This window comes from Hyphomicrobiales bacterium, assembly GCA_017642935.1.
GTDB lineage: Bacteria > Pseudomonadota > Alphaproteobacteria > Rhizobiales > MH13 > MH13.
The window spans coordinates 284,700-299,873 of sequence record JAEPOK010000001.1 but is presented as its reverse complement, the minus strand read 5'-3'; the positions used below and the strand labels follow the sequence as shown (position 1 = coordinate 299,873).

Below are 15,174 nucleotides of genomic sequence, written 5' to 3'. Positions count from 1 at the left end.
CCTTCTCGAACCAACCGAGCAGGCCGTCTCTACAGGGACCCAGCCTCGAATGTGTCACATTGGCCCATATCGCCGCTTTCGAAACCGACGCTGAACCAGCGCATGCGCTGTTCCGCCGTCCCGTGCGAAAAGCTTTCGGGCACCACATAGCCTTGCGCACGGCGCTGCATCGTATCATCACCAATCTGGCTGGCCGCATTCAACGCTTCATCAAGGTCGCCACGCTCCAAAAGACCGCGCGCGGCCGCATCATGGCCCCAGACACCTGCCAGGCAATCGGCCTGCAACTCCACCCGCACCGACATGGCGTTGGCGTCGCGCTCGGACATCCGTCGGCGCGCTTCATTGAAGCGACCCAGAATGCCGAGCTGGTTCTGGATGTGATGACCCACCTCGTGAGCGATCACATAAGCTTGCGCGAAATCGCCAGGCGCCCCGAACCGACGGGACAGCTCTGAAAAGAACGACAGGTCGAGGAAAACTCCACGATCGGGCGGACAATAGAACGGCCCGCTGGCGGAGCTGGCAAAACCGCAGGCCGACTGAACTTGCCCGGAAAACAGCGTCAGCGTCGGCGGCTCGTAGCGCATACTGCGCTGATCGAATTTGACCGCCCATACATCTTCCGTGTCGCCAAGCACGCGCGAGGCAAAGTCAGCCAGCTCATCGCCCTGCCCCGGATTAAAGGGCTCGCTTGTCTGCTGCGGCGCGGGCGAAAACTGCCCGCCGCCGCCCGTTGTATCGCCGGTCAGCAGGGTCAGCGGGTTGATCCCAAGCGCCCAAGCAATGATCACTATGACAACGATGCCGCCAAGGCCAAGCCCGCCGCCGGCGCGCGATCCACGCCCGGAGGGAATACGCACCCGCCGTCCGGACGGGATGCGCATGCGGGACCCGCCCATTCCGCTTGGAGAGCGCGAGGCACGCCGTAAATCGCGCACCTTAGTGCTGCGTCTCATATTTCGCCAACGCATGCCGGGGAGTGTCCTTTGTCATCAATACTGGCGGCAAACTGCCAACCCCATTGGCCAAGAGCAAGGCCAATGGCCGCGCAACAACGAAAAACGCCGCGCTAGGACCTGATCCTAAACGCGGCACGTTTCAAAAACACAGATGGAGAACGGCGGAACTTACCAGTCTATGCCGACATACCGCATAATCGCATGCCAAGAGCACGAGAATGTTGCGTGACGATGCAAATCCGGACGACGCGGTTCAACCATTGAGCGGTGAACAATCATATCCGTCAACATGGCGCATCCTTTCTTATTGTTGGGCGCGTGAACCATGACCATTGGTATCACGAGCCGTGGCTTGACCCGGCGCACTCAGTACGCTTTATCGAATGGTATATGCACATTGTGCACCTTATACAATAGCAAAAATGCACTCAGTGCATGTTTTCGCGCACACAGTGCGACTCAGTGGATTGGGAATGGCTGACAAATCCGGCAAAAAAACTCAGGACGATGATGCCAATCCGATGCCAGCGGAGGCCTTTCGCGAGTGGCGCAAGCGCCTGGGGCTGAAGCAGAAGGACGCTGCCGACCTTCTGGGCCTGAAGAAGCGCATGATCCAGTATTATGAGACCGGTAGCCGTAGCGGCAAGCACGTCTCGATTCCCAAGTCGGTTCGCCTGGCCTGCTATGCCCTGGAAGCCGGTGTCAGCGATTTCGACGGTCGGAATGTGCTTGGCGAACCGCCATTCGCACGCACCTTGGTGCACCGAAACGGCCTGCATCCCTCGGCGATCCATGGGGGGCACCAAAGTGCCAGCGAAACAGTCGATGACGGCAAGAACACCGGGCGACCTCCGCCGCTTCCGGTCGGTGAAACGCGCAGCGACTAACCCACGACGTCTTGGGCTTGCGACCAATGGTGAAGCCACCGCCCACAGCTTCGATGGCCGCCCGCCACTCCATCCCTTTCCAACCGCGCACTTGGTCTCTATAGAGCCGTTTCAGCCCCTTTGATGCGCCGATCTGGCTGCCACCATGCGTGATCACATATGCGCGGCTGGGACGCGCGCGCCACACCAGCCAAAACCACCACGTCTAAGCCCACTCCCAGCTTCCCCCTGACCACGAGCCGACCGAACCGCCATGCCAAAACGTACCGACATCCAGTCCATTCTCATCGTGGGCGCAGGGCCGATCATCATCGGTCAGGCATGTGAATTCGACTATTCCGGCACGCAGGCCTGTAAAGCACTGAAGGCTGAGGGCTATCGGATCATCCTGGTCAATTCCAACCCAGCCACGATCATGACCGACCCGGATCTGGCCGACGCCACCTATGTCGAGCCGATCACGCCAGAAGTTGTGGCCAAGATCATCGCCAAGGAGCGCCCAGACGCGATCCTGCCAACCATGGGCGGTCAGACGGCGCTGAACTGCGCGCTTTCACTGCGCAAAATGGGCGTGCTGGACGAGTTCGGCGTGGAGATGATCGGTGCCACCGCCGAGGCCATCGACAAGGCTGAAGATCGCGAGCTCTTCCGCGAAGCGATGATGAAGATCGGCTTGGAAACCCCGCGCGGCGAAACCCTGAAAGGTTCACTGCGCGACAAGCTCGACCCCGATGGCAATCCCATCCTCGACCGCGCCGGCAACCCGATCCGCGAACTGTCGCCAGAGGGTCTCGCCAAAGCGTTGAACTTGCTCGACATGGTCGGTCTGCCAACCGTCATCCGCCCGTCGTTCACGCTTGGCGGTACAGGCGGCGGCATCGCCTACAACCGTGAAGAATTCCTGCAGATCGTTGAAGGCGGCATCGACGCCTCGCCAACCAACGAGGTGCTGATCGAAGAATCCGTGCTCGGTTGGAAAGAGTATGAGATGGAGGTTGTCCGCGACAAAGCCGACAACTGCATCATCATCTGTTCCATCGAGAACGTCGATCCGATGGGCGTGCACACCGGCGACTCGATCACCGTCGCGCCCGCACTCACTCTGACCGACAAAGAGTACCAGATCATGCGCGACGCTTCACTGGCGGTGCTGCGCGAGATCGGCGTCGAAACCGGCGGCTCCAACGTGCAATTCGCGGTGAACCCCGAAGATGGCCGCATGGTCGTCATCGAGATGAACCCGCGCGTCTCGCGCTCCTCCGCCCTGGCATCGAAGGCCACTGGCTTCCCAATCGCCAAGGTCGCCGCCCGGCTTGCCGTTGGGTACACGCTGGACGAACTCGACAATGACATCACCGGTGGTGCGACCCCGGCGGCCTTTGAGCCGACCATCGATTATGTCGTCACCAAAATCCCGCGTTTTACCTTCGAGAAGTTCCCCGACGCCGACCCCGTTTTGACGACCTCTATGAAATCTGTCGGCGAGGTGATGGCCATTGGCCGGACCTTCACCGAGAGCCTGCAAAAGGCGTTGCGCGGTCTGGAGACTGGGCTCTCCGGCTTGGACGACCAGCACATTGAAGGCTTGGGCGGCGATGACGACAAAAACGTCATCCGAGCAGCCATCTCCACGCCAACGCCGGACAGGCTCTTGAAGGTGGCAGAGGTCATGCGCGCCGGTGCGACGGATGAACAGGTCCATGCCGCTTGCAAGATTGATCCCTGGTTCATCGGTCAGCTTCGGCAGATCATCGATCTGGAAGCGCGGGTGAAGGCCCATGGCCTGCCAGACAATGCCGAGTGGATGCGCAACCTCAAGGCCAACGGCTTTTCCGATGCGCGGCTGGGCGCTCTAACTGGCCAGAGCGAAGCTGAGGTCAAAGCCCACCGGCTGGCGCTCAACGTGCGCCCTGTGTTCAAGCGCATCGATACGTGCGCAGCGGAGTTCGCCTCACCGACCGCCTATATGTACTCGACTTATGAGAACCCGTTTGGGCAGGAGGGGGCGTCTCCCGCCAATGAAGCGCAGCCATCGGGTCGCAAAAAAGTCGTCATCCTAGGCGGCGGGCCGAACCGCATCGGCCAAGGGATCGAGTTTGACTATTGCTGCTGTCATGCCGCCTTCGCGCTGAAGGATGCCGGCTATGAAGCAATCATGATCAACTGCAACCCGGAAACGGTCTCGACCGACTATGACACCTCAGACCGGCTTTATTTTGAGCCGCTGACCGCCGAAGACGTGCTGGAAATCCTGACGCTCGAGCAGAGCAAGGGAACGCTGCACGGGGTGATCGTGCAGTTTGGCGGCCAGACGCCGCTGAAGCTCGCCCACGCGCTGCAAGAGGCTGGCATTCCGATCCTTGGCACCTCACCCGACGCTATCGATCTGGCCGAGGATCGTGATCGCTTCCAAAAGCTGCTCAATGAGCTTGGCTTGAAGCAGCCGCCCAACGGCATTGCGCGCTCCAACGAGGAAGCCAAGCAGATTACCACCGAAATCGGTTACCCGGTCGTGGTGCGCCCGTCCTACGTCCTTGGTGGTCGCGCCATGGAGATCGTGCGCGATGATGCGAGCCTCGACCGCTATATGCGCGAGGCGGTGGTCGTTTCTGGCGACAGCCCAGTGCTCATCGATGGCTATCTGGCCGACGCCGTCGAAGTGGATGTCGATGCGCTTTGCGATGGCAAAACCGTGACCGTTTGTGGCATCATGGAGCACATCGAAGAAGCTGGCATCCACTCCGGTGACTCAGCCTGCGCATTGCCAGCACACACGCTGACTGATGCCACACTCGATGAGCTGGAAACCCAAACCAAAAAGCTTGCCTTAGCGCTTAATGTCGGTGGCTTGATGAACGTCCAATACGCCATCAAAAACGGCGACATCTATGTGCTGGAGGTGAACCCGCGTGCATCGCGCACGGTCCCATTTGTCGCCAAGACCGTCGGCGCGCCGATTGCCAAGATCGCCTCGCGCGTTATGGCCGGCGAAGTCTTGGAACCCACGCTCACCGCCTATGGCCGCGCGCCGCAACATCGCAACCTGCCACACATTGCGGTCAAAGAAGCCGTCTTCCCGTTTGCCCGGTTTCCAGGCGTCGACACCATTCTCGGGCCGGAAATGCGTTCGACCGGCGAGGTTATGGGCATCGATACAAGCTTCGGCTACGCCTTTGCGAAGTCCCAGCTCGGGGCCGGATCAAAAGTGCCGCTGCTTGGCAATGTCTTTGTGTCTCTGCGCGACAGCGACAAGCCCAAGGCGCTCGACGCCATCCGCCTTCTGGTCGATCTCGGCTTCGACATTTTGGCGACCTCGGGCACGCAACGTTTTCTCGCCGACCAGGGCATCACCACTGAACGCGTCAATAAGGTACTCGAAGGCCGTCCGCACATTGTCGATGCAATCAAGAACGGCAATGTCCAGCTTGTCTTCAACACCACCGAGGGCAAAAAGGCGCTTGAGGACTCCCGCTCGCTGCGCCAGGCCGCGCTTGTGCAAAAGGTCCCTTATTACACCACAGTGGCTGGCGCTAACGCCGCAGCCCAGGCGATCGACGCGGTTTTGTCCGGTGACATTGCGGTCAAACCGTTGCAGGATTATATGTCAGCGCTGGCATAAGCGGCCGCTTATTTTCTCAAAAAGCAGCCAATCACTCTTGGGCGGCGAGCCTTCTCGCCGCACGCAATCGTTTTGAAGGATAGGACCCATGGAAAAGGTTCCGATGACCATTGCCGGGTATGAAGCCCTGAAGGAGGAGCTTCAGCGCCGTCAGGCTGAGGATCGCCCGCGCATTATCGCTGCGATCGCCGAGGCACGCGCCCATGGTGACCTGTCCGAGAATGCCGAATATCACGCCGCCAAAGAGCAGCAGAGCCTGAATGAAGGCCGCGTCAACGAACTTGAGAGCGTCATTGCGCGCGCCGACGTTATCGATCCGGCAAAAATGTCCGGCGACACGGTGAAGTTTTCCGCCAAGGTTTTGATCGTCGATGAAGAAACCGACGAGGAAAAAACCTACATCATCGTCGGTGACGTTGAGGCGGACATCAAACAGAACAAGATCTCGCTGTCCTCACCGATTGCCCGCGCGCTGATCAACAAGAAGGTTGGCGACAGTGTCGAAGTGGCAGCGCCTGGCGGCAAACGCGCCTTCGAGATCTTGAAGATCAGCTACGGGTAACACCGGTACCGGGTTCCGCTCGGCGCAACTGCAGCAGTCTGATTAGCCAGACCAATAACGCCGCGCACCGTTAGGCGCATCAGTCAGAAACGTCTCAAGCTCCACCGGGTTCATATGGCGGCGCAGTACCTGCGTGACTCCGCCAATGGCGTTCCTCTCAGCAAAATTATGGTTCCGGCGCACGGCACGTACCTCTTCGTAGAGGTCGTCCTCCGATCCGAAGTCGCTTCGGTGCTCATTTGGCTTCCAATCCACGACGAAGATGGCCCTGGCAACCGCTGGCAACAGGCCGGCAAAACGAAGCGCGTCGGTCGGCGAAAGCAGACGACGAAAAACCACCTGGACCGCTTGTAGAACCGTATAGGCCTGATTGCGCGTTGCCAGGTTCAGGTTGTCGCAAAGCTCAGCCAGCAACCGGTCATACTCCTGACCTGCGCGTTGATAGGCTTGTGGCATTGGCACTGGACAATCCGCCTTCTAGTCTTTGCGCCCTCGTAACCGCGTCCGAACTGGATCGACCACCGGCACATGTATTCCAGAATGCATGGCCGAGTACCTCAACAAGGAAACCCAACCATGGAACTTGGCGCTTTTTCCATCAGCTTGCCAGTCAAAGATCTGGCCAAATCCAAGGTCTTCTATGAGGCGCTTGGGTTCACCACCATGGGCGACTATTCCGACCAAGGCTGGATGATCCTGAAAAACGGCGACACCATAATCGGCCTATTCCAAGGTATGTTCGACAAACCGATGCTGACCTTCAATCCCGGCTGGAACCAGGATGCCAAGAACCTTGAGAACTTCAAGGATGTCAGAGAGATACAGGCAGCTTTGAAAGCCAAAGGCCTTCAACTTGAATCAGAAGTTGATGAATCAAGCAGCGGCCCAGGAAGCTTCGTCGTGATCGATCCGGACGGCAATCCGATCCTCGTCGACCAACACGTCTAAGCCGTCATCCGATCGGCGCGACACCGGCATCCTTCACCCGGCGAAGGGTCAAAGCGGTGCGCACAGTCGAGACGTTGTCCGCTTTGGTCAGCTCTTCGATGATGAAGGCTTGGAAAGCGGAAAAATCCTGCGCCACGCATTTCAGGATAAAGTCCACGTCTCCTGAGATCGCATAGCACTCGCGCACCATCGACCAACTCGCAACCCGCGCCTCAAAGGCCACCAGATCGCTCTCGGACTGATTGACCAGCCCAACCATGGCGTAGGCGACCACGTCGTAGCCGAGCGCCTTTTCATCCAGCAGCGCGCGATAGCCACGGATGAGGCCAGCCTCTTCCAGCGCACGCACCCGTCGAAGGCAAGGCGGCGCTGAAATTCCAACGCGGCGCGCCAATTCGACATTGGTCATCCGCCCGTCGCCCTGAAGCTCAGTGAGAATGTGCCAGTCGATATCGTCCAGAAGCGCCTTCATCACCGGGCCCGTTTGCCATTTCTCGAGTCGCGGTCATTTTGCATGCCGCTGGCGCAACATTGTTGCGCAAGTCTTTGATTGACAGCTTCAAGGCAGGCTTTCAAGCAGAGCAAATGGCTGAATTTCGAGCAGACAAAATTGCGAGCACCTCCGGGAGGCTGCGGGTGCTCATTGTGACCGACGGCAAAATGGGTGATCTTGCTCAATGCCGCGGCGTCGCCGAGGCGCTTGGTGCGACCGCTAAGGAAATCACCGTGAAGCCAAGCACACTGGCGGCCATGTTTGGTTCATCGGCAGGCGACAGTGCCTTCAACGCGGCCTTGGCCGAAATCCTGACACCGCCGAATGTGGTGCTCGCCTCCGGGCGGCGCGCCGCGCCTTATCTGAAAGCCATCAAAAAGCCCTGGGGCGATGCGACGCTGACGGTGTTTCTCAAAGACCCGCGCACGGGCGCTGGCGTGGCAGACGTCATTTGGGTGCCTGAGCACGACAAATTGCGCGGTCCGAACGTCATCACCACCGCGACCGGGCCTCATGGCCACACCGCTGCACGCCGGGCAAAGGCTGCAAGCAATCTGCGGGCGCAGCTCACGCGCTATCCGCGCCCCTGGCTCGGCGTTCTCCTTGGTGGCGCGAGCAAGGGCGTCACCTATGAACAAGCCACTATAGACCGTCTGATGGACGCGTTACGAACAGCCAGCGAAGGCGCCGGCAGCGTTCTCATCACGCCATCGCGCCGCACCCCATCAGCGCTTACCGAGGGCCTCAGCGCGATCCACCCCCACACTTGGGTTTGGGATGGCACGGGTGAGAACCCCTACACCGGCATGCTCGGCGCGTGCGATGCGTTTTTGGTGACCGGCGACAGCCACAACATGGTCTCCGAAGCCCTGTCCACCGGCAAACACATCATGGTCTTTCGTCCGGCAGGCTTGCCGAAAAAGTTCATCCGCTTCCTCGATACGATGGAACGCGACGGCGCCATCACTGCCCCAGGACCAGCCGATTTCGCGCACGAACAACCCTCCATCGACGCCACGCCTTTGATCGCCGATGCCATCCGAGCACGACTGAAAGAGCGGCACTGACCCGCCTTAGCCGGGGATAAGCCATCACGACCCGGTGACCGGCTGGTCCCAACGCTTGGCAGCCGGCTCAACCGTGCCTATCTTTTGCGCTAGAAACGCGCTGGCCAGAAACTGCTCTACCAAGTCCGTGCCGCGCACTTAATCCGACCGCAAGGCTCACGCTCATGTCGCAGACGCTTCACACCAAAGTTCTCATCATCGGGTCCGGCCCCGCTGGCTACACCGCCGCGATCTATGCCGCCCGCGCGATGCTCGAACCGGTCCTCGTCTCCGGTCTCCAAACTGGCGGCCAGCTCACCATCACCACCGATGTGGAAAACTACCCAGGCTTTGCCGATGTCATTCAGGGCCCTTGGCTCATGGAACAGATGAAGGCGCAGGCCGAACATGTCGGCACGCAATTCGTTCAAGACATCATCACCGATGTCGATACGACGCAGCGCCCCTTCGTTTGTAAGAGCGACAGCGGCACGATCTACACCGCCGACTCGATCGTGATTGCCACCGGCGCGCAGGCCAAATGGCTCGGCCTGCCGTCCGAGCAGACCTTCATGGGCGGCGGCGTGTCAGCCTGCGCGACATGCGACGGGTTCTTTTACCGCGGCAAGAATGCCGCTGTCGTTGGTGGCGGCAACACCGCCGTCGAAGAAGCGCTCTATCTTGCCAACCTCTGCAATGAGGTCACGCTCATCCATCGCCGCGACGAACTGCGTGCAGAAAAAATCCTTCAAGATCGCCTTCTCAAGCACCCTAAGATCAAGGTGCTTTGGAACAAGCAGGTTGAAGAGATTCGCGGAGAAACCGGCTTCCCGGCCCATGTCACGCATCTGCACCTGAAAGACACCGTCTCCGGCGAGACCATGGATCATCCGACCGACGGTGTTTTCATCGCCATCGGCCATGCGCCGGCTGTCAGCTTGTTTGAAGGCAAGCTGAAGCAAAAGGACAATGGCTACCTCTGGACCGCGCCCGACAGCACCGCCACGAGCGTGCCCGGCATCTTCGCCGCCGGTGACGTGACCGACGATATTTATCGCCAGGCCGTGACGGCAGCCGGGCTTGGCTGTATGGCTGCCCTGGAAGCGGAAAAATATCTCGCAGAACATGAAAGTTTGCAGCAGGCCGCGGAATAGCCGCGCCTTAAGCCACCGCATCGGGTTTTGCCGAGGCGCTGCTTAGGGGTCACTGTGAGCAAGCCTTGAGAGGAAACGACCCATGCCCAACTCCGGCCGCATCATCGTCCATGACGACACCGCTGCGGTGATGGATTGGGACAAGCTGCGCATCTTTCACGCCGCCGCTGAAGCCGGTTCTTTCACTCACGCCGGCGACGGGCTGCACATGAGCCAGTCAGCGGTTAGCCGCCAGGTTTCGGCGCTTGAAGCCGACCTCAACGTCAAACTCTTCCACCGCCACGCGCGCGGCCTGGTGCTGACCGAACAAGGCGAGCTGCTCTATCGCACCGCCCATGAGGTTCTGCAGAAGCTTGACCGCGTTCGCACTCGTCTGTCGGACTCCAAGAACCAACCGACCGGCACGCTACGCGTCACGACCACAGTTGGTCTCGGCTCGACCTGGCTGACGGCGCGTCTGCAAGATTTTCGCGAGCTCTATCCCGGCATCCAGCTGGAACTCATTCTCAACGATGATGAGCTCGATCTGTCGATGCGCGAGGCCGACGTGGCCATCCGGCTGCGCCAACCGACACAGCCTGACCTTGTGCAGCGGCGTCTCTTCACCGTGCATTTCCACGTCTACGCCGCGCCGGAATACATCAAGCGGCACGGCCAGCCGACAACCGTCGAAGAGCTCGATAACCATGTGATCCTCAGCTACGGCTACCCCGCGCCGCCCTATCTCCGGAACATCAACTTTTTGGAGAATGCCGGCCGCGACGAAGACAACCCTCGCCGCGCGCACGTGCGCATCACCAATGTCTATGGCTTGCGCAAAGCCTGCTTGCGCGGCGTTGGTATCGCCATGCTGCCCGACTACATCGTCGAGGACGACAAGAACCTGGTGCCAATTGAATTGGAGGGCGAAACCCTGCCCTTCTTCGACACCTATTTCGTCTACCCCGAAGAGATGCGCAACTCGGCACGGGTCATGGTGTTCCGCGACTTCCTACTGGCGAACGCACGCCGCTGGAACTATTGACGCCGCCCCGGGCAGGCTCTTGACCATCTTGATTCTGAAGCCGAACTTTCGCGATGCTTTTCCGTCTGGTTCAAGCCGTTAGAGACGAGTTTCTCTCGCTCCAATGCGCTGGACTCTCGACAGGAGGATGAGGGCATTTACGTATAACACTGCACATGAAGTGGAGGTTTTTCCGCAATGTTTTCAGCGGGCTATGCGAAATTGTGGATTCTATGTGTCAGTCATGCGCTGGATGCATAACTGACATGCCAGCTTGTTTATTGCGGTTCGGCAGCAATCGCTTAGATATCTTTCCAACACGGTCATGAAGGCGCGTCCCTCCCTGCGCCGACCGCTGTTCCCCTCGAGACGACGCTCCACCCCTCGGACGCGTCGTCCTCAACTCCAAACGCCGGGCTTGATCACACCTTCATGGTGACCAGATCGCCCGGCGTTTTTTTATGGCTGGAATCCAGTGCAACCAATGTGGGCCTTGGGCGTTAGGGGTTAAGCCACCTCTCGGATCCAGTGCCTACGATTGTCCATGGACTTTGTGCCTTTCAGTCTCGACCCGCGCGACATCGTCTATATGGTGGCTGGCCTCGCTTTTTTGGGCCTGACATTTCAGCCAGGCTTGTCGCAGTTCCGGCTGGCCAATATCCCCTTCTTTTACGTCCTGATCGGCGCCGCATTGGCGTTTGCGGGCATCCCAGCGATCGACCCCAATGCTGGTGGCCTTTCGGCGAAAGTGGTGGAGCATGCGGCCGAACTCATCGTCATTATCTCACTGGCCGGAGCTGGCCTCGCGATCGACACGCGCGAGAGCTGGAAAAACTGGAATCCGACCTTCAGGCTTTTGTTGATTTCCATGCCGCTGACGATCGTGGCGGTTTTCCTGCTCGGCCATTGGGTCGTCGGACTTGATTGGCCGAGTGCCATGCTTCTCGCCGCAGCCCTTGCCCCCACTGATCCGGTGTTGGCTCGATCCGTCCAGGTTGGCCCACCTGGCCGCAAGGAAAAACCGATGGAGGTGGCGCTCACGGCAGAAGCCGGTCTCAATGACGGGCTTGCTTTCCCCTTCGTCTACCTAGCGATCGCGGCAGCAACCTTCGCCTATGCAGGCGATGGCTTCCCGCAGTGGATTTGGGGATGGTTCGGCTACGATCTTCTCTACCGCGTCATCGCCGGCTGGTGCATCGGCCATGCCATTGGTCATGTGATCTCAAAGGTCATCTACAGCCGTTTTGGTGATGCCTCACACGGCGGTTGGAACGCAATGCTGGTGGTGCTGGCAGCAACACTGATCTCCTATGGCATCACCGAAACTTTCGACGCCTACGGGTTTCTCGCCGTCTTCGCTGCAGCGCGCGCCGGCCGCGCCAACAGCCGAGGAACGGAGAAGTCGCGCTACGAGAAATATGTACACCACGGTGCCGACCAGTTGGAATCGATCCTCCTGGCATTGATGCTCCTTTGGTTCGGCATGTTTATCGCCTCGGGCGGCCTTGCCGGCCTCACCTGGGTAGAAGTGGCTCTCGCGCTGGTAATCCTGCTTTTTGTGCGCCCGGCGAGTGGCTTCCTGTCGTTGCTGGGCACCCATTGCGAAGACCTTCAACGCTTCAAGGTGGCCTTTTTCGGCATCCGCGGCATGGGCACGGTGTTCTACATCGCCTACGGCCAAAACCATGCCGACTTCACGCAGATGGAAACCATCTGGCGGGTCGCGGCGATCACCATTTTGCTGTCGATCATCATGCACGGCTTCGCGGCGAAATTTGTGCTGCCCGCCGAGGAAGAAGATGAGCCGGACCACCCTTATCGGGCCGAGGACCCAGATTACCGCACGCGATCAAAGTGAACGCCGGTCAGCCGCGTTCCACCCGTGCCAGAGCCAAACCAATGCCCGAGGCCATGAACAGCCCGCCTGTGAGTTTGTGGCGCAGCTTGCCGAGCCGCATAATCGCCGGGCGCGCCGATCCTGCAAACGCCACCCAGAGCAGATCGCCGATCAGGATCACCGTCAGATAGACCAGCGCCGGAACCAATAGCCCGCTAGCGCCGTCTTCCACGCGCACAAACTGTGGGATGAACGCGACGTTGAAGAGCAGCGTCTTCGGGTTGACGATGGAGAGCATCAGGCCCTGCAAGAAGAGCCTGGCTTTCGATGCGCTGACCGCTTCGGGGGCGGCAAGGCCATCGTCAGCCCGCCGCCAGCTCACGATCCCAAGATAAACCAAGTAGGCAACGCCAGCCCATTTCAGCCAGACCAGCGCCGAGGCAGCAACCGCCAACAGTGCGGCCAGACCAACCAGAACTAAGCTCAGCTGAACCGCGATCCCACTTGCCGTTCCAAGCACGGTAACGGCGCCAGCGCGATAGCCATGCGCTAGTGTGTTGGCGATGAAAAGCGCCAGATTGGGACCAGGGATCGCCACCAAAACAGCGGTTGCCCCGATCAGCGCGAGCATGGTTTCAAGCGTCATGACGCAAGGCCTTTAGCGGTCAGTTGGCGACACCGCCAAAGGCCGACATATCGACCCAACCGCTTTCCCCGTCTTCACCGAACGGCACCAGACACCAATCCAGCGACTCGTTGCAGGTTTCGATAAACCCGCCACCGCCCGGCGCAACCGTTCCGGCGACCTCCGAGCCGTTGGGTTCTGTGTACGCCATCACAGGCTCCTCGGAGAGGTTGTAATAGGGAACATCCGGCGAAAAGGCGCTTTGCCAATCAACGTCAGCTGTCATCGCCTCGTCGGCGGCAGCCGCCAACTCCTGCGTCGCATCCTGCGTCGCGTCGACCGCATCACCCGCAGCCGATGCAGCGTCACTGGCGAGATCCTGCGTGCCATCTTGCACAGCGTCAGCCGTCTCGCTGGCAGCACCTGCCAAGTCACTCGCCACTTGCGACAGGCCCTCGCTGGCATTGTCGAGTTGCTCGCTAAGCGAGGTCACGACATCGCTGGCAAGCTCCGAAGCCGCCTCATCGAGCGGCTGGCCATCAGTCACCTGATTGAGTTGTTCAGCGGCCAGATTGGTCAACGCACCCGCCGCGTCTTGAACGATATCGACAGCCTCTTCGGCAGGCGTCAAATCGGTCGGTGGCGCATCGGCCGTCTCCTCTTCCTCTGGGGCGGGGGCAGCAGGCTCAGGCGAATCATATTCATTGAGCTCCGGCCCTTCCGCCTGGTCGGCGTTTTGATCATCGCACGCCGCCAAAAGCAGCGCAGCGGTCAAGGGGAGCAGGGCTAAAAGACGTGTCACGGTGGTTTCTCCATGCTGGATGAACGGGACACGGCGCGCACCAAGCCCTCCGGCGCACCGCACCGCAATCAAACAGCAAAGGGCGCGCCGTGACAATCACAGAACGCGCCCTTCTAAGGGAACCTTGGGAGGAAACTGGCCGTTCTACATGAAGAGGCGCGGGTCCTCGATCTGGCTGTAAAGTTCTGCCACTTCCGGCCCATACCCGTTGTAGATCTGCGTCGGCACGCGATCTTCAACGCCGAGCAGTCGCTCGGTGGCCTGGCTCCATCGCGGATGCGGCACTTCTGGGTTCACATTGGCCCAGAAACCATACTCATTGGCATTCGCCTCTTCCCAGAAGGTCAACGGACGTTGATCGGTAAAGGTGAAGCGCACCAGGCTCTTGGCGCTCTTAAAACCATATTTCCATGGAGCCGCGAGCCGCAGCGGCGCGCCATATTGCTTAGCGACCGGCTTGCCGTAAACGCCCGTCACCATGAAGGCCAGATCGTGCGTTGCCTCTTCGATCGTCAGCCCCTCGGTGTATGGCCACGAATACCAGCTCTGACGCTGGCCGGACGCCATGTCCGGATCGTTGAAGGTCTCCATCACCACGTAGCGGGCTGACGAGAGCGGGCGGGCATAGGCAACCAAATCGCGCATCGGGAAACCGGTCCACGGCACAGTCATCGCCCAGGCTTCGACGCAGCGATGGCGATAGACGCGCTCTTCCAGGCTCATGGCACGGATCAGCGTGTCGATATCGACCTGCCGCTCTTCTTCCACCATGCCGTCGAACGTCACCATCCATGGGCGGGTCTCAAGGTCCTGCGCGGCGCGCCAGATGCCCTTGTGCGAGCCGAATTCGTAGAAATTGTTGTAGGTCGCCGCGTCCATTTCATCGGTCAGCGGCCTGCCGGCATCGGCAAAGCTTGGATTGGTGAAGGCCGGATAAAGATCGGCTGTCGGATCGCCTTCGACCGTCAACGGCACTTCGCTACCGCCCTCGCCCTCAAACAGCCCAAAAAGAGCCTGGCTCTCGCGAGTCGTCGCACCCAATGTGGTGCCAACGGCGCCAAGCGCTAAGGCGCCTTTCATCAGTGCGCGGCGGTTGAGATAGACACTCTCCGCCGTTGCCGCACTTTCGGGCAACTCCCAACGTTTTTTCGATCGGATCAGCATGGTCCTGCGCACCTCATCTGTTGGCTCAAGCGAGCTCGATGCTCAACAGATAGGAGGACAGCCCATCACCGT

The 15,174-nt window shown here is 59.9% G+C and carries 14 protein-coding genes; 8 read left to right on the top strand and 6 right to left on the bottom strand.

Translation table 11 applies throughout. From position 1 onward, the window contains the following. Positions 1 to 29: 29 nt before the first annotated feature. The gene (locus JJ917_01430) at positions 30 to 974 is read right to left on the bottom strand and encodes a zinc metallopeptidase (GenBank protein MBO6697471.1); all 945 of its coding nucleotides are present in this window, start codon (positions 972 to 974) and stop codon (positions 30 to 32) included. A 461-nt stretch (positions 975 to 1,435) separates the two neighbouring features. Here JJ917_01430 and JJ917_01425 point away from each other — a divergent pair, with 461 nt between their 5' ends. The 3 genes from JJ917_01425 (at position 1,436) to greA (ending at position 6,030) form a co-directional block, all read left to right on the top strand. Then, on the top strand, positions 1,436 to 1,849 hold the full coding sequence (locus JJ917_01425; GenBank protein ID MBO6697470.1) for a helix-turn-helix transcriptional regulator: 414 nt from the start codon (positions 1,436 to 1,438) through the stop codon (positions 1,847 to 1,849). Positions 1,850 to 2,102: 253 nt separating this feature from the next. After that, positions 2,103 to 5,468: a carbamoyl-phosphate synthase large subunit gene (gene carB, locus JJ917_01420; GenBank protein MBO6697469.1), complete on the top strand. Its 3,366-nt coding sequence runs from the start codon at positions 2,103 to 2,105 to the stop codon at positions 5,466 to 5,468. An 88-nt stretch (positions 5,469 to 5,556) separates the two neighbouring features. After that, positions 5,557 to 6,030, top strand: coding sequence for a transcription elongation factor GreA (gene greA, locus JJ917_01415; protein ID MBO6697468.1), 474 nt, complete (start codon positions 5,557 to 5,559; stop codon positions 6,028 to 6,030). A gap of 42 nt (positions 6,031 to 6,072) precedes the next feature. On the opposite strand, the gene JJ917_01410 is transcribed toward greA, so the two are convergent. After that, positions 6,073 to 6,492: a DUF2267 domain-containing protein gene (locus JJ917_01410; GenBank protein MBO6697467.1), complete on the bottom strand. Its 420-nt coding sequence runs from the start codon at positions 6,490 to 6,492 to the stop codon at positions 6,073 to 6,075. A gap of 114 nt (positions 6,493 to 6,606) precedes the next feature. Here JJ917_01410 and JJ917_01405 point away from each other — a divergent pair, with 114 nt between their 5' ends. Beyond that, the gene (locus tag JJ917_01405; GenBank protein MBO6697466.1) at positions 6,607 to 6,978 is read left to right on the top strand and encodes a VOC family protein; all 372 of its coding nucleotides are present in this window, start codon (positions 6,607 to 6,609) and stop codon (positions 6,976 to 6,978) included. Between the two features lie 4 nt (positions 6,979 to 6,982). On the opposite strand, the gene JJ917_01400 is transcribed toward JJ917_01405, so the two are convergent. Continuing rightward, a complete protein-coding gene (locus JJ917_01400) occupies positions 6,983 to 7,450 on the bottom strand; it encodes an Lrp/AsnC family transcriptional regulator (protein ID MBO6697465.1) in 468 nt (155 codons plus the stop codon). A 113-nt stretch (positions 7,451 to 7,563) separates the two neighbouring features. Here JJ917_01400 and JJ917_01395 point away from each other — a divergent pair, with 113 nt between their 5' ends. The 4 genes from JJ917_01395 to JJ917_01380 all read left to right on the top strand — a co-directional run bounded on the left by JJ917_01395 (position 7,564) and on the right by JJ917_01380 (position 12,532). Then, positions 7,564 to 8,538 (top strand): mitochondrial fission ELM1 family protein, encoded by a 975-nt coding sequence (locus tag JJ917_01395; protein ID MBO6697464.1) that lies wholly within the window; start codon positions 7,564 to 7,566, stop codon positions 8,536 to 8,538. A gap of 164 nt (positions 8,539 to 8,702) precedes the next feature. Further along, positions 8,703 to 9,671 carry a thioredoxin-disulfide reductase gene (trxB, locus tag JJ917_01390; protein ID MBO6697463.1) on the top strand — a complete coding sequence of 323 codons (969 nt, stop codon included), beginning with the start codon at positions 8,703 to 8,705 and terminating at the stop codon, positions 9,669 to 9,671. 130 nt (positions 9,672 to 9,801) lie between these two features. Further along, positions 9,802 to 10,695 (top strand): LysR family transcriptional regulator, encoded by an 894-nt coding sequence (locus JJ917_01385; protein ID MBO6697462.1) that lies wholly within the window; start codon positions 9,802 to 9,804, stop codon positions 10,693 to 10,695. A gap of 523 nt (positions 10,696 to 11,218) precedes the next feature. Then, positions 11,219 to 12,532, top strand: a complete 1,314-nt coding sequence (locus tag JJ917_01380; GenBank protein MBO6697461.1) for a cation:proton antiporter — start codon at positions 11,219 to 11,221, stop codon at positions 12,530 to 12,532. A 7-nt stretch (positions 12,533 to 12,539) separates the two neighbouring features. On the opposite strand, the gene JJ917_01375 is transcribed toward JJ917_01380, so the two are convergent. The 3 genes from JJ917_01375 to msrP all read right to left on the bottom strand — a co-directional run bounded on the left by JJ917_01375 (position 12,540) and on the right by msrP (position 15,102). Next, entirely contained in the window at positions 12,540 to 13,157 is a 618-nt protein-coding gene (locus JJ917_01375) for a LysE family translocator (protein ID MBO6697460.1), read from the bottom strand. Positions 13,158 to 13,176: 19 nt separating this feature from the next. After that, a complete protein-coding gene (locus JJ917_01370) occupies positions 13,177 to 13,938 on the bottom strand; it encodes a hypothetical protein (protein MBO6697459.1) in 762 nt (253 codons plus the stop codon). Between the two features lie 144 nt (positions 13,939 to 14,082). Continuing rightward, on the bottom strand, positions 14,083 to 15,102 hold the full coding sequence (msrP, locus tag JJ917_01365) for a protein-methionine-sulfoxide reductase catalytic subunit MsrP (GenBank protein MBO6697458.1): 1,020 nt from the start codon (positions 15,100 to 15,102) through the stop codon (positions 14,083 to 14,085). Between the last annotated feature and the right edge of the window lie 72 nt (positions 15,103 to 15,174).